General features: G+C 61.4%; 22 protein-coding genes. 7 read left to right on the top strand and 15 right to left on the bottom strand.

Going from position 1 to position 23315, the window contains the following annotated elements; genetic code table 11:
- Nucleotides 1-19: 19 nt before the first annotated feature.
- Nucleotides 20-583 carry a dCTP deaminase gene (dcd, locus tag HH303_RS15465; RefSeq protein WP_169626270.1) on the bottom strand — a complete coding sequence of 188 codons (564 nt, stop codon included), beginning with the start codon at nucleotides 581-583 and terminating at the stop codon, nucleotides 20-22.
- A 239-nt stretch (nucleotides 584-822) separates the two neighbouring features.
- Between dcd and HH303_RS15460 the strand changes: the two genes are divergently transcribed.
- The 3 genes from HH303_RS15460 to HH303_RS15450 all read left to right on the top strand — a co-directional run bounded on the left by HH303_RS15460 (nucleotide 823) and on the right by HH303_RS15450 (nucleotide 5809).
- A complete protein-coding gene (locus tag HH303_RS15460; protein ID WP_169626269.1) occupies nucleotides 823-4368 on the top strand; it encodes an indolepyruvate ferredoxin oxidoreductase family protein in 3546 nt (1181 codons plus the stop codon).
- A 12-nt stretch (nucleotides 4369-4380) separates the two neighbouring features.
- Nucleotides 4381-4866, top strand: coding sequence for a GNAT family N-acetyltransferase (locus tag HH303_RS15455; protein ID WP_169626268.1), 486 nt, complete (start codon nucleotides 4381-4383; stop codon nucleotides 4864-4866).
- A gap of 88 nt (nucleotides 4867-4954) precedes the next feature.
- Nucleotides 4955-5809, top strand: a complete 855-nt coding sequence (locus HH303_RS15450) for a D-amino-acid transaminase (protein WP_169626267.1) — start codon at nucleotides 4955-4957, stop codon at nucleotides 5807-5809.
- A 28-nt stretch (nucleotides 5810-5837) separates the two neighbouring features.
- Here the strand turns inward: HH303_RS15450 and HH303_RS15445 are convergent, their stop codons facing one another.
- Together HH303_RS15445 and HH303_RS15440 are read right to left on the bottom strand one after the other, a co-directional pair.
- Nucleotides 5838-6662 (bottom strand): hypothetical protein, encoded by an 825-nt coding sequence (locus HH303_RS15445; RefSeq protein ID WP_169626266.1) that lies wholly within the window; start codon nucleotides 6660-6662, stop codon nucleotides 5838-5840.
- 67 nt (nucleotides 6663-6729) lie between these two features.
- Nucleotides 6730-7578: a MurR/RpiR family transcriptional regulator gene (locus tag HH303_RS15440; RefSeq protein ID WP_169626265.1), complete on the bottom strand. Its 849-nt coding sequence runs from the start codon at nucleotides 7576-7578 to the stop codon at nucleotides 6730-6732.
- Between the two features lie 99 nt (nucleotides 7579-7677).
- On the opposite strand from HH303_RS15440, the gene HH303_RS15435 reads away from it, so the two are divergent.
- Both HH303_RS15435 and HH303_RS15430 read left to right on the top strand, forming a co-directional pair.
- Nucleotides 7678-8430, top strand: a complete 753-nt coding sequence (locus HH303_RS15435) for a COG4280 domain-containing protein (RefSeq protein ID WP_169626264.1) — start codon at nucleotides 7678-7680, stop codon at nucleotides 8428-8430.
- Nucleotides 8427-8648 (top strand): hypothetical protein, encoded by a 222-nt coding sequence (locus tag HH303_RS15430; RefSeq protein WP_169626263.1) that lies wholly within the window; start codon nucleotides 8427-8429, stop codon nucleotides 8646-8648. Before HH303_RS15435 ends, HH303_RS15430 begins: the two co-directional genes overlap by 4 nt.
- Here HH303_RS15430 and HH303_RS15425 read toward each other — a convergent pair.
- The 9 genes from HH303_RS15425 to HH303_RS15385 form a co-directional block, all read right to left on the bottom strand.
- The gene (locus HH303_RS15425; protein ID WP_169626262.1) at nucleotides 8645-8950 is read right to left on the bottom strand and encodes a virulence factor; all 306 of its coding nucleotides are present in this window, start codon (nucleotides 8948-8950) and stop codon (nucleotides 8645-8647) included. The genes HH303_RS15430 and HH303_RS15425 overlap by 4 nt on opposite strands.
- Before the next feature lie 12 nt (nucleotides 8951-8962).
- A complete protein-coding gene (locus HH303_RS15420) occupies nucleotides 8963-9649 on the bottom strand; it encodes a DUF1638 domain-containing protein (RefSeq protein ID WP_169626261.1) in 687 nt (228 codons plus the stop codon).
- A 31-nt stretch (nucleotides 9650-9680) separates the two neighbouring features.
- A complete protein-coding gene (locus HH303_RS15415; RefSeq protein WP_169626260.1) occupies nucleotides 9681-10370 on the bottom strand; it encodes a corrinoid protein in 690 nt (229 codons plus the stop codon).
- Between the two features lie 172 nt (nucleotides 10371-10542).
- Nucleotides 10543-11190 (bottom strand): tetratricopeptide repeat protein, encoded by a 648-nt coding sequence (locus tag HH303_RS15410; protein WP_169626259.1) that lies wholly within the window; start codon nucleotides 11188-11190, stop codon nucleotides 10543-10545.
- 161 nt (nucleotides 11191-11351) lie between these two features.
- The gene (locus HH303_RS15405; protein ID WP_169626258.1) at nucleotides 11352-12956 is read right to left on the bottom strand and encodes an acyl-CoA synthetase; all 1605 of its coding nucleotides are present in this window, start codon (nucleotides 12954-12956) and stop codon (nucleotides 11352-11354) included.
- A 9-nt stretch (nucleotides 12957-12965) separates the two neighbouring features.
- A complete protein-coding gene (hspQ, locus tag HH303_RS15400; RefSeq protein WP_169626257.1) occupies nucleotides 12966-13385 on the bottom strand; it encodes a heat shock protein HspQ in 420 nt (139 codons plus the stop codon).
- 156 nt (nucleotides 13386-13541) lie between these two features.
- Entirely contained in the window at nucleotides 13542-14507 is a 966-nt protein-coding gene (locus tag HH303_RS15395) for a DMT family transporter (RefSeq protein WP_169626256.1), read from the bottom strand.
- Between the two features lie 62 nt (nucleotides 14508-14569).
- Complete coding sequence (locus HH303_RS15390) at nucleotides 14570-15358, bottom strand: helix-turn-helix domain-containing protein (protein WP_169626255.1); 789 nt, start codon at nucleotides 15356-15358, stop codon at nucleotides 14570-14572.
- The gene (locus HH303_RS15385) at nucleotides 15355-15849 is read right to left on the bottom strand and encodes a GNAT family N-acetyltransferase (protein WP_169626254.1); all 495 of its coding nucleotides are present in this window, start codon (nucleotides 15847-15849) and stop codon (nucleotides 15355-15357) included. Before HH303_RS15385 ends, HH303_RS15390 begins: the two co-directional genes overlap by 4 nt.
- 281 nt (nucleotides 15850-16130) lie before the next feature.
- Here HH303_RS15385 and ettA point away from each other — a divergent pair, with 281 nt between their 5' ends.
- Entirely contained in the window at nucleotides 16131-17816 is a 1686-nt protein-coding gene (gene ettA / locus HH303_RS15380; protein WP_169626253.1) for an energy-dependent translational throttle protein EttA, read from the top strand.
- Nucleotides 17817-17953: 137 nt separating this feature from the next.
- Nucleotides 17954-19666 (top strand): methyl-accepting chemotaxis protein, encoded by a 1713-nt coding sequence (locus tag HH303_RS15375; protein ID WP_169626252.1) that lies wholly within the window; start codon nucleotides 17954-17956, stop codon nucleotides 19664-19666.
- Nucleotides 19667-19715: 49 nt separating this feature from the next.
- Here HH303_RS15375 and HH303_RS15370 read toward each other — a convergent pair whose 3' ends face one another.
- The 3 genes from HH303_RS15370 to asnB all read right to left on the bottom strand — a co-directional run bounded on the left by HH303_RS15370 (nucleotide 19716) and on the right by asnB (nucleotide 23263).
- Nucleotides 19716-20276, bottom strand: coding sequence for a PAS domain-containing protein (locus HH303_RS15370; RefSeq protein WP_169626251.1), 561 nt, complete (start codon nucleotides 20274-20276; stop codon nucleotides 19716-19718).
- Between the two features lie 82 nt (nucleotides 20277-20358).
- Complete coding sequence (locus HH303_RS15365) at nucleotides 20359-21405, bottom strand: class I SAM-dependent methyltransferase (protein ID WP_169626250.1); 1047 nt, start codon at nucleotides 21403-21405, stop codon at nucleotides 20359-20361.
- A 28-nt stretch (nucleotides 21406-21433) separates the two neighbouring features.
- Nucleotides 21434-23263 (bottom strand): asparagine synthase (glutamine-hydrolyzing), encoded by a 1830-nt coding sequence (asnB, locus tag HH303_RS15360; protein ID WP_169626249.1) that lies wholly within the window; start codon nucleotides 23261-23263, stop codon nucleotides 21434-21436.
- Nucleotides 23264-23315: the final 52 nt, after the last annotated feature.

Raw genomic sequence — 23315 nt, 5'->3', positions numbered from 1 at the left:
GGACCTTGTCGAGAAGGGGCTAGCTGTCTTTGCCGACGCGGCTGGCGACGGGGCCGGATTGGTTCACATACTTAGCCCCTTCCTTGCGGTCATAGGGGTTCAGCGCCGGAGAGGTCAGCGGCTCGAAGCTGACCGCGCAGACGCGCATCCCCGGTCGCAGGGCCAGCGCGATATTGCCCGCATTGAAAAATTCCAGGGTAATGACGCCGTTCCATCCCGGTTCCAACGTATGCGCCGTCGCATGCACCATCAGCCCGATTCGCGCCAAACTGGACCGCCCATCGAGCCAGCCCACCAGATCGTCGGGAATTTTCACCCGTTCTTTCGTCGCGCCGAGGGCAAAGGCCTTCGGCTGCAGAATGAAGGCCTGCCCGTCCGGCACATCGTATTGCGCCATCGGATCCTGTCCCGCGAGCCCCTTTTCAACGTCTATGACGGACAGTTGTTCGTGCCGGAAATACAGGAACCGGCTGTCGAGCGTCAGGTCGATGGAAACGGGTCCGAACCGCACCTTTTCCGGCGGGTCGATGCCGATCGAGCCATCCTCGATCCGTTTCAGAATATCGCGATCGGAAAGTTTCATCCCAGGTCCCGGATTGTCCCAATTTCCGCCGAATTGGCGCGTTGCGGTATGCGGGCGCGATTCGACCGCAGCCCGCAAGGGAAAGCAAGCCGATTGAAATAATAGGTCAGCAATGCTAACCTATTATCCATGGATCAACAGAGTGCCCGACGGAGCCACGGCTCTTGAGACGCACCCGGACCGGCACCATACTCCTTATATAAGAAACAAGCCGGGCTGAACTTGGGAGAGTAAACACCATGGCCGAACTGGCACACGTTTCCCTGGACGACAAATACACGCTGGAACAAGGCCGCGTCTTCCTGACCGGCACGCAGGCGCTTGTCCGTCTGCCGCTGATGCAGCGGGCGCGGGATCGTGCGGCGGGCCTGAACACGGGCTGTTTCATTTCCGGTTATCGCGGGTCGCCGCTGGGCGGTTTCGATCAGCAGCTCTGGCGCGCCCGAAAGTTTCTGGAAAAGAGCAACATCCACTTCCAGCCCGGCGTGAACGAAGATCTCGCCGCAACCGCCGTTTGGGGGACGCAGCAGGTCGGCCTCTATCCCGGCGCGGATGTCGACGGCGTATTTTCCATCTGGTACGGCAAGGGTCCCGGCGTCGACCGCAGCGGCGACGTCTTCCGCCACGCCAATATGGCGGGCACGTCCAAGAACGGCGGTGTCCTCGTCCTCGCGGGCGACGATCACACCAGCAAGTCCTCCACCACCGCGCATCAGACGGAATACGCCTTCGTCGATGCGATGATGCCGGTTCTGAACCCGGCGAATGTGCAGGAATTTCTGGACCTCGGCATGCATGGCTGGGCCATGTCGCGCTATTCGGGGGCTTGGGTCGCGTTCAAAACGCTGGCCGATACCGTGGATACCTCCGCCTCCGTCTATGTCGATCCGCATCGGGTGAACAGCCTTATCCCGACGGATTTCGAAATGCCGCCCGGCGGGCTGAACATTCGCGCCAAAATCCACGAGCCGCTGGCCGAAGAGGAACTGCATCACAAATACCGCCTCTATGCCGCGCTCGCCTATGCCCGGGCCAACAAGCTGAATTACGAAGTCCTGGGCGGGAAGAACCGACGGCTGGGCATCGTTACGACGGGCAAGAGCTACCTGGACGTCATGCAGGCGCTGGAAGACCTGCATATCGACGAATCCTTCGCGGAAAAGCTGGGCATCGTCGTCTACAAGGTCGGCATGCCCTGGCCCCTGGAACGCGAAGGCATCCGCCATTTCGCCGAAGGCCTGGAGGAAATCCTGGTCGTCGAGGAAAAGCGCGCCCTGATCGAAAACCAGTTGAAGGAACAGCTCTACAACTGGCGCGAAGACGTTCGCCCACGCGTCGTCGGTAAATTCGACGACAAGGGTACGCTGCAACTGCCGTCCTATGGCGAACTGACCCCGGCACGGATCGCGCAGGTTCTGGTCGACCGCCTGAAAGCGCTGCCCGGCGGCAGCGCGACGGTGGATTCGAACGAGCATTTCAAAAACCGGCTGGGCTTCCTGGCCGCGAAGGAACAATCGCTGAATACCGGCAAGGAAGGCACGAAGCGCCTGCCGTATTTCTGTTCCGGCTGTCCGCACAACACATCGACCAAGGTCCCCGAGGGCAGCCGCGCGCTGGCCGGGATCGGCTGCCACTACATGGCGCTGTGGATGGACCGGAATACGCAAAGCTTCAGCCAGATGGGCGGCGAGGGCATGACCTGGGTCGGGCAGGCGCCGTTCACGTCGGAAAAGCACGTTTTCGTCAATCTGGGCGACGGCACCTACTTCCATTCCGGCTTGCTTGCCCTGCGCGGGGCCGTGTCGTCGAGCGCCAACATCACCTACAAGATTCTGTTCAACGACGCCGTCGCCATGACCGGCGGCCAGCCGCATGACGGGCCGATCGACGTGCCCACCATGGCGGCGCAGGTCTATGCCGAAGGCATAAAACGCCTGGCCATCGTGTCCGATGAGCCGGAGAAATACCCGCAACGTCATGGCTACTTCCCGCCCGGCACGACGGTCCATCACCGCAGCGAGTTGGATCACATCCAAAAGGAATTCCGCGAAACCGAAGGCTGTACGGTCATTATCTACGACCAGACCTGCGCTGCGGAAAAACGGCGTCGCCGCAAGCGGGGCCTGTTCCCGGACCCGGCGAAGCGCGCCTTCATCAATGATGCGGTCTGTGAAGGGTGCGGCGACTGTTCGGTGAAATCGAACTGTATGTCGGTCGTGCCGAAGGAAACGGAATTCGGCCGCAAGCGCGAAATCGATCAGTCCAGTTGCAACAAGGACTATTCCTGCGTCGACGGTTTTTGCCCGTCTTTCGTCACCGTGCATGGCGGCAAGCCGCGCAAGGGCAAGGGCGCGGAAACCGGCTCTGCAAAACTCGCAGGCGTGGCGGATGTATTCGAAACCCTGCCCGAACCGATCATTCCGTCGATCGAGGGGCGGACCTGGGATATCGTGCTGACCGGCATCGGCGGCACCGGGGTCGTGACCATTGGCGCCTTGCTGGGCATGGCCGCGCATATCGAAGGCAAGGGCTGTTCCGTCCTGGACATGGCCGGCTTGGCACAGAAGGGCGGCCCGGTCGTCAGCCATATCCGCATCGCCAAGACGCCGGAAGACATCAAGGCCGTGCGCATCGCGGCGGGCGGGGCCGATTTGATCCTGGGCTGCGACATGGTCGTCGCGTCCGGCGTCGATACATTGGCAAAGGCTGAACGCGGCGTCACCAAGGCCGTGGTGAACACGCATCAATCCGTCACCGGCGCCTTCACGCGCAATCCCGACTGGCAGTTTCCGGCGGAAGAAATGGAACGCATCATCCGCGATCAGGTCGGTCCGGACGCGGCCAATTTCGTTCCCGGCACCCAGGTCGCGGAAGCGCTGATGGGCGATACGATCTCGACCAACCCCTTCATGATGGGCGTTGCCTATCAGATGGGCCTGCTGCCGGTTTCCGGCGATGCGATCGAGGAAGCGATCGCGCTGAACGGCGTGGCCGTGGAGGCCAACAAACGCGCCTTCCTGTGGGGCCGCCGCATGGCCCATGACAGCGCCGCGGTGATCAAGCTGATCGGCAAGGCGGCGGAAAAGACCGAAGCCCCGCATTTCGCGACCAAGCTGGAAGACATAGTCGCCAAACGCATCGCCGTGTTGAAGGACTATCAGAACACGGCCTATGCCCGTCGCTACAAGGATTTGGTGGACCGCGTCGTCACCGCCGAAGCGCGGATCGCCCGATCAGACGGCCATCTGGCCAAGGCGGTCGCCCGCTACTACTTCAAACTGCTGGCGATCAAGGACGAATACGAGGTCGCCCGCCTGTATACGAACGGCGATTTCCTGCGGTCCGTCCGCGACAGGTTCGAAGGCGACTACAAGCTGCATTTCCATCTGGCCCCGCCCCTGTTCGCGGATCGCGACCCGGATACCGGCGAGTTGAAGAAAAAGGAATATGGCCCCTGGATGATGTCGGCCTTCGGCCTGCTGGCCAAACTGCGCTTCCTGCGCGGGACCGCCTTCGATATTTTCGGGCGCACCGACGAGCGAAAAATGGAACGCCAGTTGATCGCCGATTACGAAGCGATGATCGAGGAAATCCTGAACACCCTGACCAGCGCGAATTACGACACCGCCATCGAACTTGCCGCCCTGCCGGAGAAAATCCGCGGCTTCGGTCATGTGAAGGAACGGCATGTCGCCCTGGCGAAGAAGCAGGAATCGGATTTGCTGGCGCGCTACCGCAATCCGTCCGGCAGTCCCGCCGAACCGGCACCGAAAGCGGCGGAATAAAAGCGCGACGCCATGACGATCCGACTGCGGCCGGCGGAAGACCGGGACCGAATCGACCTGCATCGCATGATGGCCGCGCTTCAGGATGTCGAACGCGCCGTCCACCCGGTCAGCCGCCCGCCCGGCGCGGGGATGGCGGCGGAACACGTCGCCCATCTGCGCAAGACGGCGACGGACAATCAGGGGCTCTATCTTGTCGCCGAAGACGGTGACGCCTTGGTCGGATTCCTCGTCTGCTATGTGGAGGTGGAGGAAGAGGCCTATCTGTCCCCCGCCCATCAACGGGCGGGACGGATCGCGGACTTGTGGGTCGATGCGTCCTACCGGGGCGGTGATCTGGTCGACCGTTTCTTCGCCGCCGCCGAAGACCATTTCCGCGCCCTCGGTCTGTCGGTGATGATCGTGTCCCATCTCGTCGGGAACGACCGCGCAGGCCGGGCCTACCAAAAGCGCGGTTTTATCCCGCTGGAAACACTCCTGGAACGTCCGATCCGGTAATTGTGCGTTGCAACCAATTGCGGCGCGGGCCGCTAGGTGCTAAGGCAGATCGGCTTCCCAAATTGTGATCACATCTATGGAGCGTTCCATGTCCCGTATCGTTTACGTCAACGGCGAGTATGTCCCGGAAGAAGAAGCGAAGATTTCCGTCTTCGACCGCGGCTTCCTGATGGGCGACGGCGTTTATGAGGTTTCTTCCATCCTGGACGGCAAGCTGGTCGATAACGACGCGCATCTGGCGCGGCTGGAACGCTCCCTCAACGAATTGAATATGGGCTGGCCCTGTACCAAGGAAGAATTGGTCGATATCCAGCGGGAGGTCATTCGCCGCAACGACGTCGAGGAAGGCGCGGTTTATTGGCAGATCACGCGCGGCGCCGCCGACCGCGACTTCGTTTTCCCGAAGGATGCGAAACCGTCCCTGGTCATGTTCACCCAGGCCCGGAAGATTGTCGACGTTCCCGCCGCGAAGACCGGCATGTCCGTCATCACGGTTCAGGATATCCGCTGGCACCGCCGCGATATCAAAACGGTCCAACTGCTGGCCCCCAGCTTGGCGAAAATGGAAGCGAAAGCCGCCGGTGCCGACGATGCCTGGCTGGTCGAAGACGGCTATGTCACCGAAGGCAGCTCCAACAACGCCTTCATCATCACCCAGGACGGCACCATCGTGACGCGCAAGCTGTCGAACGACATCCTGCACGGCATCACCCGCCGCGCGGTGCTGAAGATCGCCGAACAGGAAGGTCTGAAGGTCGAAGAACGCTCCTTCACGCCGGACGAAGCCTATGACGCGGCGGAGGCCTTCATCACCTCCGCCTCCGCCTTCGTCATGCCTGTCGTGAAAATCGACAACCGTATTCTGGGCAACGGCGTTCCCGGCCCGATCGCCAGCAAGCTGCGCGAATTATATATCGAAATGGCGAAAGCTGAGGCGAAGTAAGCGCCCCGGCCTCGAAGAGAATGCGCGGTCAGTTCCGAACTTCGGACTCCGCGCGTTTTTCTTCCCAGACCTTGCGATAGGCCTTGGACGCTTCAATCAGGCGCGGATCGGGTGATTTTGCGGGATTCCCAAGGTGGTCGTGCCCCGTGGCGCCGACCAACAGGGCGCGTTCCGAATAGATTGCCGATATTGCCAGATAGGCGCTGGCATGTCCGGTTTTCGCCATGCGGTCCAGAGCCAGGAGCAATCTGTCCGACTTCGGCCACCAATCGGGGATGTCCTCCGGTTCCTTACCCAACCGTCCCGCATAGGCATGCAGACGGTCTTCCGTCGTGGCCATTTCCATATAGACCTGAATCAGGGCCTCGATCGCCGGGTCATAGCCGTCGTCCGCCGCGGAGCGCATCATGGTATAGCCACGTTCCCGCGCATCCGGTCCGCCGTCTTCCGCATCCCCGCATTCGCACCCGCGATTGGCCGTCCCGAACCACAGAAGATAACCCAGCGCCAGACGCGTCTCGACCGTATCGCTGCGCTTGTTCGACCGTTCGACCTCCAGCACGCATTGCAGGGATCGCTTTCCCCAATCCTCGCTGCTTTCCCCCGGCAGTTCCGGGACGGACGAAACATAATCCGTCACACCGGAATAGCCGTGCCGGTCGACGAAGCTCCAGAACGGCGCGAAATCGCCGGATATCATGGTGTTGAGACGCTCGCCGCACGCCTTGGGATCGACCGGCGAGGAGAACACCCCTTCGCCTTCCGCGCGCAAGGACGGCGTACCGGCGAGAGTGATCGTCGCCAGCCCGGCAAGTGCGATTCCCGCAAGACCGGTTCGAACAGAGCGTTTCATACCGAAACGATGGGGTGAATCGGTATCGCGGGCAAGTTGAATACCGTCTCATCTGCCGATATGCGGCTTAAAGCCCCATCCCGTCCCCGGAAAGATCGCGGCGGATCGCATTCAACGTGTCCAGAGCATCCCGGCTTTTGTCTGGCTTCGCACCGGCGCAGGCGATCAACATCCCTTCCAGCAGCGCCATCGTTCCGGCATGCAACCCGAACCCTTCCGCCCGCCCGCGCGGCACGCGCAGTGTCACACTCGCCCGGCGATCCGGCAATCGAGGACCCGTCGACGTGATCAGGATAGACGACAGATTCTGTTGTACCGCGCGGTCAAACAGTGCTGTGACCTCCGGATAGGGTCGGTCATAGGCCAGCGCGGCGACCGCATCCCCCGGCTTCATCCGGATCAAATCATCCGCGCATTGCAGACCGGTTTGCGTCAGCGCCCTTGCCTCAAATCCCAGCCGCGCGAGTTGTGCCGCGAAATACCCCGCAACGAACCCGGACGGTCCGATGCCGAAGACATGAATGCATCGCGCGTCCACAAGGATCCGGATCAGCTCGTCCACGGTCCGGCCATCGATTGCTTCGATGGCGTCCAGACCGACCCTAAGGGTCGCCGCCGCACCGGTCAGTGCGGTCCCGTCCTCGCTCTGCCTCAACTCATTCGCCATCCGGTCCGACAGCGTCAGATCGCGGCGCAGGTCGTCGGCCAGCGCTTGGCGCAGCGCGTCCAAGCCGGAATAGCCGAGCTTCCGGACGGTCCGGATCACCGTCGCGTCGCTGGCGCGCACCGCTTGGGCAATGTCGGCAGCGGAGGAGTATAGGGCGCGTTCCCGGTTATCCGTCAGATAGGCGATCACACGTCGATCCGCCGGGGTAAGGCTGACCCCAAGGTCGGAAGTCCGCGCTGAAAAGGACATATCGTTCATGTCCGCAACATACATGTTGCATCTGCTACACACAATTGGCATGATCACGACACCAATGTAGCATTCGCAACAAAATAAGCGAGGCTCCCAATGCCTGCGGATTTCTGGACGGTTCTGTTTCCCGCTGTCGCGGCGGCCTTTCTGGCGTCGATCGTCGAAGTGGTCGAAGCTTTCACCATCGTATTGGCCGTCGGCACGACACGCGGTTGGAAACCGGCCGTTGCCGGTACCGCCTCGGCTTTGGCGGTCCTTGGGCTGGTCGTTCTGATTCTCGGTCCCGCCTTGCGCTTCGTGCCGATTCAGGCCCTTCAACTCGTTGTCGGGGTCCTGTTGCTGCTATTCGGCATGGGGTGGCTGCGCAAGGCGGTGCTGCGATCCGCCGATGTCCTGCCCCTGCATGACGAATTGGAAGCCTTCGCGGCGGAAACTGCGGACCTTGCAGGGCAAAGCGGCCCTGCGCGAACATTGGCCTGGATTGCCGGGATCGCGGCCTTCAAGGCGGTGTTGTTGGAAGGCTTGGAAGTCGCCTTCATCGTCGTCGCCGTCGGGGCCGGCAAGGGGTTGCTGTGGGAAGCGTCCTTCGGCGCGCTGGCCGCCTGCCTTCTCGTCCTCTGCGTCGGCATGGCCGTTCACAAACCCTTGGCACGGGTGCCGGAAAATACATTGAAATTCGGCGTGGGTGTCATGCTGTCCGCCTTCGGGGTCTTTTGGACCGGCGAAGGGTTGGGGATCGAATGGCCCGGTGCCGATCTATGCCTGCCGGTTCTGGCTGTCGTTTTCTTGGCTGTGGGTATCCTGCTGGCCCGGCTCGCCAGAATCACTCCGGAAGGGAATGCGGCATGACCATTATCGGCGACGTCCTGAAAGAACTGTTCAAGATGTTTGTGGCCGACTTGCGGCTGACAATCGCGGTCTTGATTGGCGTGGGGGGCTTGGCCACCCTTCGGCATGCGACCGAGATCAGCCCAATGTCCGCCGGTCTGATCCTGCTGGTCTATTGTCTCGCAGTCTTGTCCGAGGCGGTCTATCGGGAGGCCAAGCGCAAAAAGGCCGCGCGTTAAGCGGCCTCGGTCCCGCCCGCCGCCACCAGGGCTTTCAGGCGCTCGTCGTCATACTCGGCTTCCAAACGGTCGGCGACGGCGCGGGCCTCGCCTTCCAGATCGTCCGAAACTTCAATCGGATCGGCCTTGCGCCATTCCGCCAGATAGTCATCCGTGGAACGCGCCCCGCCGCGCATGGCGGCCCGGTCGATCGCCTTTTCGAACCGTTCGTCCAGCACGACCTTCACCTGGTCGCGGCGGCCCTTCTTGGCGATTACCTGTGCCGGAATGTCCCGCCAATAGACCACGATCAATTGCGCCATTTCTTTACCCCATCACGCTTGTTGTTGTTCCGCCGCTTCCTGCAGGAAATCGGCCAGTTCGCCGTATCCGGTCCACCGCCGTTCGTATCGCAGGCCCAGGGCTTCCGCCGCCGCTTCGGCCTTTCGATCCAGGTCGGCATCGTCGGTCTGCGCCAGATAAACCAGCCGTTTATAATTCCCGAACAGCATGTCGCGCATCTGCGGATATTTCCGCAAGCCCATCCCGTCCAGGATCAGCGTTTCGAAATGCCGCGCCAGATAATCCGTCAAATAGAAACTGCCGATCTCCTCTTCCGCCAGGGCTTCGAAGGCTGCCCCGCCTGTGAAGAAGGAATAACAGTGCGGCCCGCCGATCCGAACCGCCCCTTCCTGTTCGACGACACGGTCGATCAAACCGCCCGTTCCACAGTCGGCATAGGCGACGAAGATACGGTCGAACCCGTCACGCTTCGCGCGGATCTTGTCGCGCAGCAGATCGGGTATCTGTTGGGGCGTGTTGTGCAGTTTCGCGGGCAGGCAGGCGACGGACAGGTTGTCCCATCCGTTCAATCGGCTCAGGTCCAGAATCTCCCGGGCCAGCGCCCCGCAGGCGATGACAAGAACCTTGCCCGCCCCATCGGCATTGTCACCGGTTGGGGCGGCAGGGAATTCCGGCGCCGCGTCGGGCGCCGGCCCCGTATCGGGAAATGTGTCGGCCATGGCGTCTGCCCTTGGGCCGAGCGTACCCGGCCTACTGGTTGTTTTTGCGGACCATATATTCCTTTGCCATTTCCACCGCCACGGCGGCGTCACGGCAATAGGCGTCGGCCCCGACTTCACGGGCGAATTCCTCGTTCAGCGGCGCGCCGCCGACAAGCACGACATAGTCGTCGCGAATGCCCTGTTCCTTCAGCGTATCGATCACGACCTTCATATAGGGCATGGTCGTGGTCAGCAAAGCCGACATGCCCAGAATGTCCGGTTTGTGCTCTTCCAAAGCTTCCAGATAGGCTTCAACCGGGTTGTTGATGCCGATATCGATGACTTCGAAACCCGCGCCTTCCATCATCATGGAAACGAGGTTCTTGCCGATATCGTGAATGTCGCCCTTCACGGTGCCGATGACCATCTTGCCTTGCGGCGGGGCGCCGGTTTCGGCCAGCAGCGGGCGCAGGATGTTCATGCCCTGCTTCATGGAGTTCGCCGCCATGAGCACTTCCGGCACGAAGAGGATGCCGTCGCGGAAGTCGACACCGACGATGCGCATGCCTTCGACGAGCGCTTCGGTCAGAACCCGGTATGGGGCCCAGCCGCGTTCCAACAGGATGTTGGTGCCTTCGACAACCTCGTCCGCGAGACCGTCATACAGGTCGTCCCACATCTGTTCGACAAGTTCCTGATCGTCCAGAGACCGGAGATCGAGATCTTCTTCGTCAGCCATTTCCTCTATCCCTTGAAAGACCGGATGCGACCTTAACGCCGTGCATGCCGGCAACTGTTACGAACCGCCGTCAAACCTAGTCTGCGGCGGATTTCCGGCTCACGCCCGAACGACACGATTTGTCTTTCCGACGACAGGCGAAGCATCCGGGGAGGATATCAAACATTCCCCATTACCGGGCAAGCCTCAATTCGCCATAGGCCTTAAGGAGCTTTTGCGCCTCTGCCAAATCGGCGTCGCTTAAGACCGCCTGCACGGCATCCAGTTCCGCTTTCAGGTCGGCTTCCCCGGCGTCGACCGCCTGGGACAGCCACGCCCAGGCCTCAATCATGTCATGCGGGGTACCCAATGGTCCGGCCATGTATAGCAGGGCCAATGCTCGCATCGCCGCCGTCTCTCCCCGGAAAGCCGCCTGCTCGAACCAACGGATCGCCTCCGGCAGGTTCTTGTCCACGCCGATGCCGTCCTGTAGCAGGATGGCATAATTATACTGCGCTTCCGGCAGGCCCTGTTCCGCCGCCGCGGCGTAAAGGGCCGCCGCCTTCGTCATATCGCGCGGCCCGCCACGACCTTCGGCATAGAAACGGGCGCGTTTGAACTGTGCCGGGGGAAAGCCGGTTTCCGCCGCGCGACCATACCAATCCGCCGCCGCCATGTCGTTCGGCGTGCCGTCCACCAGGCCGCGTTCATACAAAAGGCCCAGCCGGAACTGCGCGCCCTGGTCGCCCGCTTCCGCCTTCTTTTCGTATTTCTGAAGCACGAAGGCAGGTACCTGTTGCAGGTCCGCCAAGGTTTGAGCAGACGCGCCGGAAGCAGCCATCCCAACCGCAAGAGACGCGCATAGCAGCCCGGTCCGCGCAAACGCTTTCGCGGCGCGGCAACGTTGCCGATTATCTTGAATCCCCCAAATCATCCCAACACGTTATGCGGTTTCCGCCGGACCGTCGATACCTTAAGCGCGCCAAACCGTACGCGCGCCAGTCAAACTTCACGCAGATGGCGGCGCATGATCTTGCCCGTCGTCGTCATCGGCAGGCTGTCCACGAAGGCGACTTGGCGTGGATATTCATGGGCTGCCAGCCGCGCCTTCACGAAGTCCTGGATTTCGCGTACCAGCGCATCCGTCGTCTCCACACCGTCGCGCGGCACGATGAAGGCCTTCACCACCTGTGTCCGCACCGGGTCGGGAACGCCGACGACTGCCGCCATGGCCACGGCGGGATGTTTCATCAGGCAATCTTCGATTTCGCCCGGACCGACGCGGTAACCCGCCGTGGTGATGACGTCATCCGCCCGGCCGACATAGCGGAAATAGCCGTGATCGTCGCGCATCCCCGTATCGCCGGTCAGCAGCCAATCGCCCGCGAATTTCTCCGCCGTCGCCTCCGGATTATTCCAATAGCGCAGGAACATCACCGGATCGGGACGTTTCACCGCGATATTGCCGACCGTGCCGTCCGCCAGTTCGTTACCGTCGTCATCGACGATGCCGACCCGATGACCGGGCACGGCACGTCCCATCAGGCCGGGGCGCACCTCCATGCAATCCGCGCAATTGCCGACGACCAGATTGCATTCCGTCTGACCGTAGAATTCGTTGATGGTCAGACCGAAGGTTTCCCGCCCCCAATCCAGCAGTTCCGCCCCCAGGGTTTCGCCGCCGGACCCGATCGATCGCATGGCGTAATCGAACCGCGTTCGGGGCGTTTCCACCTGCCGCATCAGTTTCAGCGCCGTCGGCGGCATGAAGGCATTGCGGATATGGAAGCGGCCCAGGATATGGAACGCCTCCTCCGGGTCGAATTTCCGGGCGCGATAGGCTAGGACCGGTTTGCCATGATGCAGGCTGGGCAACAGGACGTCGATCAACCCGCCGATCCAGGCCCAATCCGCGGGCGTCCAGAACCGATCCCCCGGCTGTGGGAAGAAGTTCTGTGGGAATTCGACCCCCGGCAGGTGGCCCAGCAAGACGCGATGCGCGTGCAAGGCGCCTTTCGGCTGTCCGGTCGTGCCGGAGGTGAAGATGATCAGCGCCGGATCCTCTGCGGCGGTATCGACCGGTGTGAACGTGTCGGACGCCTTGCCGATCTCCACCCGAAAATCCAAGGCGCCCGGCCCCGGCCCGTCAATGCAGAAGATATAACGAAGCGCCGGCAGCCGATCCCGGATCGTGGAAATCTTGGCCAGTCCCACCGCATCCGTGATCAGCGCTCGCGCCCCGCAGGCCGACAGGCGATATTCCAACGCGTCCTCGCCGAACAGGGAAAACAGCGGCACCGCGATCATTCCCGCCTTATAGACGGCGATATGCGACACGGCGGTTTCCGGCGCCTGGGGCAGCAGGATGCCGACACGGTCTTCCCGCGCCAATCCGCGCCCGGTCAGAACATTGGCCAATTGATTGCTCAACCGCGACAGGTCGCCGAATGTATATTCGGCGACGGTATCGTCGGAATCACGATAGATGATGGCCGTCGCCTGCGGATTCTGCCGGTCTGAGACATCGACACCGATATTGTAGCGTTGCGGCACGGCCCAGACGAAGGCATCCGCCACATCCTCGTACCGATTTGCCTTCGTCAGCATGATGGTGCGTTAATTGACGCGATCGCGCGGCACGACCCAGAAATCCCCGTCGCGGCCTTCGAAATATTCTTCCAACTGCGGATGCACGACGTCTTCCCCGTCCTCGATTGGAACGAGGTTCTGTTCCGAGACATAGGCGACATAGGGGGACTGATCCGCCGGATTGACGGCGAAAAGATGATAGAAAGGCTGATCCTTGCGGGGGCGCACTTCCGCCGGAATGGCATTGTACCATTCTTCGGTATTCGCGAAGACAGGATCGACGTCAAAGATCACGCCCCGGAAACCGAATTTCCGGTGTTGAACCGATTGGCCGATACTGAAGCGGGCCTGCCCCTTATCCACGGCATCGGAATTCCCACCCGCGCCTGTCGGCGGGGGCGACGTGGCATGGCCTTCCTGACCCGAAAGCTCGTCTTTTTCACGCATGATCGCACCGTCCTCCGTGCCATAGTACTTCGGCGATGCGAAAAATGAAATCAAGTCCGTAGTTTGGAGACCATAGCGAGAAAGTCCGCCGGTGTTTTAACACTGTTACGCGTCCAATGCGTCAATCTCATTCCGGCGGACCGGTACCAAAGGTGATCATAGATCGCCGCGGGCCTTCGGGAGTCGACCTTCCGACGCCTGTCGCTTGCGGTGTTCGTACCAGATATTGAACCAGTTACCGGTGAGGATCACCGCGCCGCCGATAAACACAAACGGGTCCAGCGGTTCGGCATAAAGCACCATGCCGACAACAGCGATCAACGGCAGACGGAAGAAATCGATCGGGGCGACCGCGGTTGCATCCGCCCAGCGGAAGGCCTGTGCCGTGCAGAAATGCGCGCTCAATCCGCAGACGGTTACCAGGATCAGCCATATGGCCAGCATCGGCCCCGGCAGCGTCACATCGCCCAGCGATCCGATCAGTCCCATCGGCGCCTGCATCAGCGCCATCCAGAACAGGATCGTCAACGGCCTGTCGGTGCGGCTCAATTTCTTGGTCAGCATGAAGGAAAAGGCGAACCCGACGGCGCCGGACAGCATGGCGATATGCCCGGCTTCCAGTGCCGTGATGCCGGGCCGCAACACGATAATGACCCCGGCGAAGCCCAACGCAACGGCGACCCCGCGTCCCACCGTCATCCGTTCCGACAGGAACAGCGGCGCCAGCAACGCGACCCAGATCGGCGTGGTGAACTCCAGGGCGAAGACTTCCGCCAACGTAATCAGCGCGATGGCATAAAACCAGCAGAACTGCCCGACGAAATGCAGCACGTTCCGACTGAAATGCATGCCCAATCGCTGCGTCTTGAAACGGCTCAAGCCACCGGGCAGTACCGCCCCGATCGCGACGATAATAATGACGCCGAGCAAACTGCGATAGAACATCAACTGGAACGTATCGATCTCGTGCGACACCTCCCGCCCGGCCACGGCCATCAGGGCAAAGGACGAAAGCGCCCCCATCATCCACAGCGCCGCAAACAGCAGGCTTCCCGTCGGTTCCGGCGGCGGGGCCGCGCCGATACTGCGACCGGCGACAAGTGGGTTTTCGGAAAAGGACATCGGCATTCCCCACGATAGGCCATCCCTGCTTGCCCGAAACAGGATCGGGAAACAAGCCGCCGTTACGCCGAATCTCGCTGCTGCGCCGAAGCCGACGGGGCGAGGGAACCCACCCCTTCTCCGCCTTCCGGCGGATTCGGGTCGGTTCCGCCATGCAGTTCCTTCTGACGCAGGGCGACGACGATTGCGCCGGGGAAGGTCGACACGCCAAGCTTCCGCGCAATATTGGCATGGCGGCTCTGCAAGGTGCGGGGCGACACTTTCAGATAGTCCGCCTGCTGACGCGCCGTGAAATGCGGGAAGTCGATTTGCGCCCGGATCGTCGCGACCTCCGTCGGGGACAGAAGCCCGCGCAACCGCGACGCCTTATAGAGCGTGTCCAGCTTATCGCGCAGCAACATATCGAGCCGCGCCGACGCCGCCGCCAACAAGGGCTGATAGTCGGCGATCAGCTTTGCGCCCTGCCCCTTTTCCACCGCCGTGACCAGAACGCACCGGCGATCGCCATAGCCATGGACCGTACACACCCCGTCCGGCATGCCGAAATTGGTCCAGATCGTGGTCGCGTCACGGGCGTCCTGGCTTTTGCAAAACGCGTCGCGCGCCTGATCGAAGGTAAAACAGATCCAACCGGCCCGCGCCGCATTGGCCAGAGGGCAATGGCGGTCGGAATCCAAACCGTAATACAGGGAGAAGAAGCCCGGCGGGACCCTATCCCATGTGTACAACATTTCCGGCCCCCAGGCCTGCCAGAACATATGGGTCACGCCCATCCGACGCAGAACGATTTCTACGTCGGATGGGTCGCAGGCCTGATAAATGGACTGAAACAGCTTACCCGGATCGATCATGCAACGGCCCTATGCTCTGTTTGGGCCGCAATGGCGCGCATCCGACGAGAGAAAAGATCGGGTTCGATCTCCTCCAACCGAACACGCGGCCCCGTCTCGGCATAGGGACGCAGATCGACACGGATATGGACATATTCGCGATCCTCATACCGGATCGGCGGATCGTCGGTCACCACGCCGTTCAACGTTCGCTTCCAGAATTTCATGACGCGCGGATCGCGGGCCAGCCCCCAAACCGTCGTCACCCCTTTCAACGCCGAATATTGCACGGCGCCCCATGCCAGCGCGTTCAGCACCGCAAGGGACCCGCGTTCCCCCGGAAGGACGGACAGCTTTTCCCAGGTCGCTTCCGCCGCTTCCCCGCAATTCAAGATGCGGATACGCATACTGCCGACGGGCACGCCCTTCCGGCTCGCGACCAGATGCGTCGCGGAGGAAAAATCATTGCCGTCGAACTGTTCCATATAGGGTTCCGGTTCTGCCCCGCTCATAAAGCACGCCGACCGGATTCTTTGGCACGCGATCAGGTCTTCAATGGTTGACGCGACATGCACGCTAATATCGCCACGGTTGAAATTGGTAGCCATATCCTACCCCTCCTCTCGGTTTGATGGAAGTACGACTATACCGTACAGCGAAAATTTGTTTTTCATCTTCTTAGAGCATTGGTCGGCTACCGATTGCCCTGACGCCCCGCTTCCGCTAAAACCCGCACGCATGGCCGGATTTTCCGGCCCTAAGAGATTTTCCGACAAGCAGGAGTTGCGGCGACATGGCCTCCTATCAGTACGTTTTCGGCATGCACAATCTGGGCAAGGCCTATCCGGGCGGCAAGGAAGTCCTGAAGGACATCAACCTTCAATTCCTGCCCGGCGCGAAGATCGGTGTGCTGGGCGTCAACGGCGCGGGTAAGTCCACGCTGCTGAAGATTATGGCCGGCATCGACACCGAGTTTACCGGCGAGGCCTGGTCCGCCGACGGCGTCAAGATCGGTTACCTGGCGCAGGAACCGCAGTTGGACGACAGCAAGACCGTCGCCGAAAACGCGATGGAAGGCCTGGGCGACCTGAAGGCCATCGTCGACCGTTTCAACGACGTGTCGATGAAACTGGGCGAAGTCACCGATGACGACGAAATGATGACCCTGATGGCCGAACAGGCGGAACTTCAGGAAAAGATCGACGTCGCCGACGCCTGGGACCTTGATTCCCGCGTCGAGGTCGCGATGGATGCCCTGCGCTGCCCGCCCGCCGACTGGAACGTCGCCAATCTGTCCGGCGGCGAGAAGCGCCGCGTCGCGCTCTGCCGCCTGCTGTTGAGCCGCCCGGACATGCTGCTGCTCGACGAACCGACCAACCACCTGGATGCCGAAAGCGTCGCGTGGCTTCAACGCTTCCTGGCCGATTATCCAGGCACCGTCGTAATGATCACCCACGACCGCTACTTCCTGGACAACGTCACCGGCTGGATTCTGGAACTCGACCGCGGTCGCGGTATTCCCTACGAGGGAAACTACACCTCCTGGCTGGAGCAGAAGCAGAAGCGTTTGGCGCAGGAAAGCCGGGATCAAAGCGCCCGCATCCGCAGCATCGAAGCGGAACGCGAATGGGTCAACGCCTCTGCACGGGGCCGTCAGACGAAATCGAAGGCGCGTATTCAGGCCTATGACGATTTGGTGCGCGAAGCCGAAGAAGCCGAAAAGTCGAACGCCGAGGCGCAGATCATCATTCCGCCGGGCCCGCGTCTGGGCGGTGTCGTGATCGAGGCCGAAGGTCTGACCAAGGCCTATGACGGCAAGCTGCTGATGGATGGCCTCAGCTTCCGCCTGCCGCCGGGCGGCATTGTCGGCATCATCGGCCCGAACGGCGCCGGTAAGACGACGCTGTTCCGCATGATCACCGGTCAGGACACGCCGGACAGCGGGTCGATCCGTCTCGGCGAGACCGTGAAGCTCGGCTATGTCGACCAGTCGCGCGACAAGCTGGACCCGAACAAGACGGTCTGGGACGAAGTGTCCGACGGTCAGGACATCATCGAACTGGGCAAACGCAAAGTGCAGAGCCGTGCCTATGTCGGCGGGTTCAACTTCAAGGGCCCGGACCAGCAGAAGAAGGTCGGTCAGCTGTCGGGTGGGGAGCGCAACCGCGTTCACCTCGCCAAAATGCTGAAGACCGGCGCCAACGTCCTGCTGCTTGACGAACCGACCAACGATTTGGACGTCGATACCCTGCGCGCGTTGGAAGAAGCCCTGGGCACCTTCCCCGGCTGCGCCGTGGTCATCTCGCACGATCGCTGGTTCCTCGACCGTCTGGCGACCCATATCCTGGCCTATGAAGGCGACAGTCAGGTCGTCTGGTTCGAAGGCAACTACGCCGATTACGAGGCCGACCGCAAGCGCCGCCTGGGCGTCGAAGCGGACCAGCCGCACCGCATCAAATACCGCCGGATGGAACGATAATACATTCCATTTGTGCGAATTACTGACGAAAAGGGCCCCTCGGGGCCCTTTTTGCTTCCCGACGGAAGCTTTTGTTAACTAACCTTGTCTAAACAAGAATATGGGGAACTTGCGATCGTATAAAATGGGATGGATCCATGCGCTTTCGGCAAGCCCTTTCGCTACGCGTCCAGTTTCTGCTTACGGTCCTCTGTTTGATTTTCCTCGCCGCCGCCGCCGTCGGTGGCAGCGCGATCTTTATTCTGGAACGGGAAATGGCCAATCAGGTCATCGAACAGCAGAATGCGAGCTTGCGAACGGCCGCCGTCCTTTTGCGGAAAACGGTTCCGGAAACGAAGTTCCAGATTTCGGCAGACGGTAAGGTCTCGAAATTGACCCTGCCCGCAATTCCGGTCTTCGAAAATCACGACATGATCGACGAAATCGGCAGCGTCACCGGGGAAACCGCGACGGTTTTCGCCTGGGAAGAGGACTCGAAAGACTTCTGGCGCAAGACGACGAATATCATCAAAGACGACGGCAACCGCGCGGTCGGCACCCAACTGGGCCAGAAGGGCCGCGTCTATCCCTATATGCTGCGCGGCGAAACCTATTCGGGTGAAGCGACGATCCTGGGTAAAGACTACTACACGATCTATCAGCCGATTTTCGACAATGCGGGCAAGGTTATCGGCATCCTTTATGCCGGTGTGCTTCAATCGAACATCACCGCCACCATGGACATTATCGTAACGGGCATCCTCATCGCGGCAGCGATCAGCATGATCGTCTGCGCCGTGATTGCCTTACTTCTGGTGCGCCTGTCGATCCGCCCCCTGCACCATCTGGCCGGGGCCATGGAACGAGTCTCCCATGGCGATGTCCGTACGGAAATTCCCTATCTTTCGCGATCCGACGAGGTCGGTATCATGGCCAAGGCCCTGGACGTTTTCCGGGGCAACGCCCAGGAAAAGGCGGAAATGGAGGCCCGTCAGGCGGAAACCGCCGCGAAGGCGGAACAGGAAAAGAAGGCGCTTCTGCAAACAACGGCGCAACAGTTCCGGGATTCCGTCGGTCGCATCCTGCAGGACCTGGACAAGGTCAGCCGCACCGGAGACGACGCCACAAAGGTAATCGTCGCCAATGCGGGCGATCTGCAGACATTGGCCGACGAGGTCGCGCGGACATCCGAAATCGCGGCGCAGAAGGTCACGGAAATCTCCTCCGCCACGACGCAACTCTACAGTTCCATTCAGGATATCGGCCATCGGTCCGGTGCCTCTGCAAAGCAGGCACAGGACGCGGCAAAGGAAGCGGAAAGCGTCAATGCCCGCGTCGTCGGACTGCAACAGGCCGCGGACCGGGTCGGTGAGGTCGTGAAACTGATCAACGACATCGCGGAACAAACCAACCTACTGGCCCTGAACGCGACGATCGAGGCCGCCCGCGCCGGAGAGGCCGGCAAGGGCTTCGCCGTCGTCGCGAACGAGGTCAAGGGCTTGGCGACGCAGACCGCCAACGCCACCGGCGAGATCGCCGACCAGATCACCTCCATCCAGACAGCGATCCAGGAAGCGGGAAGCGCCATCGCCGATATCGTCGCGACGATCCAGCGCTTCAGTGCCAGTTCCGAAGAGATGGCCGGACTGGTCGACGATCAGGCGCAAGCGACGCAGCGTATCTCCACGAATGTGGACGACGCGCACAGCTCCACGACAGGTGTTGCCGGGGTCATCGACAATGTCCGCCGCAAGGCTCGCGACAACCGCGACGGCGCCGGAAAGGTCGAATCCGCGTCCGCGCAACTGGCCAGCACCGTTGGCGAATTGCGGAACGAGGTCGACGGTTTCCTGAAGAAACTATCGTCCTGACGAGAACCGCACTATTTGGAGAAACCCGCCCGGAACGGGGGGCTTTTCTTTAGGGGGTCGTGCCGATACTGCGCCGTGAGCCACGCCCCGGCTGGTGCAACGGCAATCCATCGTCGGTTAAGACCAAACGACCCTCGCCGGTGAAAAAGGCAAAGATCAGCATCAGGCATGTCACCGCGCCGTCCCCCTCCGTCATCGGCAGGATCAAACGCCGATAGGACAGTGTCCATCTGCCCTCCACGTCCAGGCTGACATCGCCCACCGTCGGTGTTCGATCCTCGATTGCCGAACGATAGAACGGAAGCTGTCGGGCAAGATGTTCCGGCGTATACAGGTCGTCGAACCATTGCCCCGTATGCTCCGCCCGGAAGCGGTCGACCAAACCGGTGCCGACCAGCCGATGCCGGAACCGATATCCGCCGCCCGGCGGCGTCACGACATCGACCAGATTCACCAACGGCAGAATTTTGACGATCTCCAGCGGATCGAGATCATGCAGCGCCGGAACACCGGCTGACCGGTCCAACCGGCACCAATAGCGGTAACCGGTTTGCAGTTCCGTACGCTCCAAGGCGGCATCGAAATCGATATCGTGCATACTCGACGGCATTGCCTTCCCCACCAGGAATTGGGTCGAGTTATTCCTTAACCGCATCCTACACGAAAAAGATCGCAGTCAGATTACAGTTTCGTCACCGCACCTTCGTCGCCAACAGGCGGATATCCGCCTCCCCGAATTTTTCGCGGGCGTATGGGTCTGCGTCTGTGACGTCCAAATCGGTATCGAACCCACCGATCAGGCGTTTGAATTCGCCGAAGCCGATTTCCGACAGACGGCCCGTGATATTGTCCCAGGAACAGGCCCGGTAGACGGCTTTCAACCCGTCGCCCAGATGGTAACGCTTGTTGATCGACATGCCCAAATGGGCCAGATGCGACTGCACCAATTTGGCCGGGACGTCGGACAGAATCTGGACCGAGACATGGAACAGATCGCGGGCGATGGAGCCCTCGCCTTCCGTATAAATCCAGGCGACGCCGCCCGGCTTCAGCAGCCGGTGCATTTCGCGATAGGCGCGGTCTTCGTCGTCCAGGTGGTGGAACACGCCGTTCTGAACGGCGGCGTCGAAACTGCCGCTATCTTCCGGCACGTCATAGACGGTGGACAGGATGAAGCGCAGCTTACCTTCCGGCACGTTCAGGCGTTCCGCCGCCTCCCGGGCATAGGAAATCGACTCCTCGCCATAATCGACGCCGACCACTTCCTTTGCGCCCGCATTCAGGATCGCATGGTCGAAATTGCCGTGGCCGCAGCCCATATCGACGACCCGCATGCCGTCGAAGAAGCCCTTGTCCAAGTGGTTGAAGCGCAGCCGGTCGTCATAGCGTTTGATGCGCTCCTTATATTGCTCCGCGTCGAATTGAACCCATAAGGATTGGAACAGGTCGTGGTGTTCTTCTTCCATCGCCTGTTCGCGCGGATCGTGGTCCAACGTCAGGCCGCCGTCGCAGAACGCGATCTTGCCCGCTTCCTCCAAATCGCCGATGGCCCGGTCGACCAGATCATAGGCCATCTTGAACGGATGTTCCGGCAGGTTCCGATCCAGTTGCAGCGCTTCCCAGCCCATATTCATGCGGATCAGCGCATCGATGCGGGCCAGCGCCATGAAGCGCGTGCGCGGCAGATTGGCGGCCAGTTTCTTCAACTCCTGAAGCCGCGGCAGATAGGTCTTTTCCATAACGAAGGTTCTCCTTCAGTCCTCTAGGTCAATCGACGAATGTTTCATAGAACAGCCTGGCGGATGTCAGGCAAAACAGAAAATTGTCCAATCCCGCATGATCGACCGCCGGGTCCAGAAGACGGGCGGCCGCGTCGCGGTTCACCAAGTCCCAGAACGGGCTGTCCGAGAGCAAACGGTCCCGCACATCGGCGTCCGCGCGGTTCAGCAGAGACGCGATCGGCGCGTTGAACCCTGTCTTTTTCTTCAGATGCAGGATTTCCGGCGGCACGACACCTTCCCCGGCGCGGCGCAGCAAGGCCTTGGTGAAGCCGTCATGGATCAGGTGCCGCGACGGCACCGTCAGCATGAAATCGATCAAACCGCGATCCAGATAGGCGGCGCGGTTTTCGATGGAATGGGCCATATAGTGGCTGTCATGGGCCCAGGTCAGGATCGGCACGCTTTCCTGCAACAATTCGTTCAGCATCCGCATGCGCAGCAGATCGTCGCAATAGGGCGTCTCGCCAAACGTCCCGGCGACCGGGCGCTTCAGATAGTCCGCGACAGTCGGCGCGTTCAGATGCAGGTGCCCCCGTTCCGACGGCGCATCGATAAAGGCGCGCGGATTGGCCAGCAGAGGATTGCGGACATGCGCGCCCATTGACGCTTTCCATTCGGCTGTCAGCGCATCGAAATCGGCGCCCTCCGCCGCGCGCCCCGCGAGCCAGAAAAGGTAGTGGTCATAGTATCCGGCAAAGACCTCATCCGCGCCATTGCCGTTGATCAGAACCTTGTAGCCTTCCGCCGCCACGGCTTCCGATAGGAACCCGTCCAGATACATGCCCAACGACGGGACCGGCCCGTCATAGCTTCGGATCATGCGGGACAGGCGATCCAGGAACCCGGCGCTTTCGACGCGGGTTTCGTGATGCGGCGTGCCCAAGGCTTCCGCCGCCAGCCGGATCGCCGCGCTTTCGTCGAAGGCGGCATCCGCCTCCAGCATCGAAAAGGTATGCAGGCGCTGCCCGTGACGGTGCACGGCGATCCCGGCCAGCACATTGCTGTCGATGCCCCCGGACAGGCTGATCGCAATCGGCACATCGGACCGAAGCCGGATGCGGATCGCCCGGTCGATTTCTTCGACGGCGCGGTCGGCCGCTTCCTCGAACGACATCTCCACCGGCGCGAAACGCGGTTGCCAATAGGGAATGGGCTCCGCTGCCCCGGCTGCATCGGTCCAGGCGTAGTGCCCGGCGGGAAACAGGTCGACCCCATCGAAAAAGCAGGATCGGTCGCGGAACAGCGCGCGATAGCCATGTGCCAGGAAACGGTGCACGCGGTCCTCGTTCACCGCGAAGGTATCCCCGCTCAACGCCGCCAGTTCCTTCACCTCCGACGCGAAGTACAAGCCGTCTTTCCGGAGATACAGATAGAGCGGCTTTTCCCCGAACCGATCGCGGGACAGCAGCAGCTTCCCCGACCGTGTGTCCAGGATGGCCAGCGCCCACATGCCTTCCAGCCGGTCCAGGCAATCCGCCCCCCATTCCAGATAGGCATGCAGCAGGACTTCCGTGTCGCTGTCGGTACGGAAGGCATGGCCCAGCGCCTCCAACGCAGCACGCAGTTCGAGATAATTATAGATTTCGCCGTTATAGGACAGGATGCAGCCGTCGGCTTCAAACGGTTGAGCGGATCGGGGATCGGGGTCGATGATCGCCAGACGCGTATGCATCAACAGCGCCGCCCCTGTGTCGCCGATTGACGCGACCCGCGCGCCGCGATTATCCGGCCCGCGATGCGCCATGGCCGCGAAGGCACGCGCCTGCGCCGCCGCATCCGGCAGGGCCGTTCCGATATATCCGGCGACACCGCACATCAGGCGGTCCCCGGATTGGTTTCGGGGCAACGTTCGGGAATGACGATCACGC

Origin of the sequence: Pacificispira spongiicola, from assembly GCF_012926505.1 — a bacterium.
In the GTDB taxonomy this organism is placed as follows: Bacteria; Pseudomonadota; Alphaproteobacteria; order UBA8366; family Aestuariispiraceae; genus Pacificispira; species Pacificispira spongiicola.
Note: the sequence above shows the minus strand (reverse complement) of the source record. Positions and strands in the feature narration are given on the sequence as shown.

Excerpts from the sequence above, each read along its gene's own strand:
- HH303_RS15415 (WP_169626260.1), bottom strand. The coding sequence starts at position 10,370 with ATGGCTGACGAAGAAGATCTCGATCTCCGGTCTCTGGACGATCAGGAA.
- HH303_RS15460 (WP_169626269.1), top strand. The coding sequence starts at position 823 with ATGGCCGAACTGGCACACGTTTCCCTGGACGACAAATACACGCTGGAA.
- HH303_RS15370 (WP_169626251.1), bottom strand. The coding sequence starts at position 20,276 with ATGCCGTCGAGTATGCACGATATCGATTTCGATGCCGCCTTGGAGCGT.
- HH303_RS15435 (WP_169626264.1), top strand. The coding sequence starts at position 7,678 with ATGCCTGCGGATTTCTGGACGGTTCTGTTTCCCGCTGTCGCGGCGGCC.
- HH303_RS15440 (WP_169626265.1), bottom strand. The coding sequence starts at position 7,578 with ATGTCCTTTTCAGCGCGGACTTCCGACCTTGGGGTCAGCCTTACCCCG.
- HH303_RS15395 (WP_169626256.1), bottom strand. The coding sequence starts at position 14,507 with ATGTCCTTTTCCGAAAACCCACTTGTCGCCGGTCGCAGTATCGGCGCG.
- HH303_RS15425 (WP_169626262.1), bottom strand. The coding sequence starts at position 8,950 with ATGGCGCAATTGATCGTGGTCTATTGGCGGGACATTCCGGCACAGGTA.
- HH303_RS15455 (WP_169626268.1), top strand. The coding sequence starts at position 4,381 with ATGACGATCCGACTGCGGCCGGCGGAAGACCGGGACCGAATCGACCTG.
- HH303_RS15450 (WP_169626267.1), top strand. The coding sequence starts at position 4,955 with ATGTCCCGTATCGTTTACGTCAACGGCGAGTATGTCCCGGAAGAAGAA.
- HH303_RS15410 (WP_169626259.1), bottom strand. The coding sequence starts at position 11,190 with ATGGCTGCTTCCGGCGCGTCTGCTCAAACCTTGGCGGACCTGCAACAG.
- HH303_RS15430 (WP_169626263.1), top strand. The coding sequence starts at position 8,427 with ATGACCATTATCGGCGACGTCCTGAAAGAACTGTTCAAGATGTTTGTG.
- hspQ (WP_169626257.1), bottom strand. The coding sequence starts at position 13,385 with ATGCGTGAAAAAGACGAGCTTTCGGGTCAGGAAGGCCATGCCACGTCG.
- ettA (WP_169626253.1), top strand. The coding sequence starts at position 16,131 with ATGGCCTCCTATCAGTACGTTTTCGGCATGCACAATCTGGGCAAGGCC.
- HH303_RS15420 (WP_169626261.1), bottom strand. The coding sequence starts at position 9,649 with ATGGCCGACACATTTCCCGATACGGGGCCGGCGCCCGACGCGGCGCCG.
- HH303_RS15365 (WP_169626250.1), bottom strand. The coding sequence starts at position 21,405 with ATGGAAAAGACCTATCTGCCGCGGCTTCAGGAGTTGAAGAAACTGGCC.
- HH303_RS15390 (WP_169626255.1), bottom strand. The coding sequence starts at position 15,358 with ATGATCGATCCGGGTAAGCTGTTTCAGTCCATTTATCAGGCCTGCGAC.
- HH303_RS15445 (WP_169626266.1), bottom strand. The coding sequence starts at position 6,662 with ATGAAACGCTCTGTTCGAACCGGTCTTGCGGGAATCGCACTTGCCGGG.
- HH303_RS15375 (WP_169626252.1), top strand. The coding sequence starts at position 17,954 with ATGCGCTTTCGGCAAGCCCTTTCGCTACGCGTCCAGTTTCTGCTTACG.
- dcd (WP_169626270.1), bottom strand. The coding sequence starts at position 583 with ATGAAACTTTCCGATCGCGATATTCTGAAACGGATCGAGGATGGCTCG.
- HH303_RS15385 (WP_169626254.1), bottom strand. The coding sequence starts at position 15,849 with ATGAGCGGGGCAGAACCGGAACCCTATATGGAACAGTTCGACGGCAAT.
- HH303_RS15405 (WP_169626258.1), bottom strand. The coding sequence starts at position 12,956 with ATGCTGACGAAGGCAAATCGGTACGAGGATGTGGCGGATGCCTTCGTC.
- asnB (WP_169626249.1), bottom strand. The coding sequence starts at position 23,263 with ATGTGCGGTGTCGCCGGATATATCGGAACGGCCCTGCCGGATGCGGCG.